Annotated in this window: 1 pseudogene; it reads right to left on the reverse strand. The window is 76.5% G+C overall.

Annotation, left to right across the window (positions count from 1 at the left end):
* Positions 1 to 35 precede the first annotated feature (35 nt).
* Positions 36 to 557 (reverse strand): annotated as a pseudogene (locus tag J0695_RS39240) (hypothetical protein); the annotation flags it as partial.

Genomic DNA, 557 nt, shown 5'->3' on the forward strand with positions numbered 1-557 from the left:
CCGGTGCCACCCAGTCCCGTACCGGGTACGGCAGTTCAGCGGACGGCCGTACCTGACGTCGTACGGCCGACCCCATCGGCAAGCAGCCCGCCCGTGCCCGCGTCCCCTGCCGTCACAGGGCCTACAGGCCCGGTGATCCAGCGTGCGACCCCCGCCCCCGGCCCCCGTACCGAGGCAGCGCGTCCCGTGACTCCCAGCGCGACGGGCCGGGCCGTCCAGCGCGCCAGCTCCCCTGCCCCTGTCTCTGCCTCTGCCTCTGCCTCTGCTGCACAGCCCGCCGTGGTGCCCACCTCCACGACCGGCTCGGCGCCTGTCGCACCGGCATCGGCACCGGCACCCGCGATCCAGCGCGCCGCCACCACCGCGACCACCACGATCCTGCCGATGCCCGTACGGGCCACCGCACCCAGTCCGCGCCCTTCGCTGGTCTCCGCCCCCCGGCCGACCACGGAGCCGGCCCGCCGGCTGGACCCCGTCGGGGCCGTGCGCCGTACGCCTCCGGTCGCTTCTCCGACCCTCCCCGAGGCACCGGAACCCCCGGCGGCTCCCGACGTACC

This window comes from Streptomyces beijiangensis (assembly GCF_017315755.1).
GTDB classification, from domain to species: Bacteria; Actinomycetota; Actinomycetes; order Streptomycetales; family Streptomycetaceae; genus Streptomyces; species Streptomyces beijiangensis.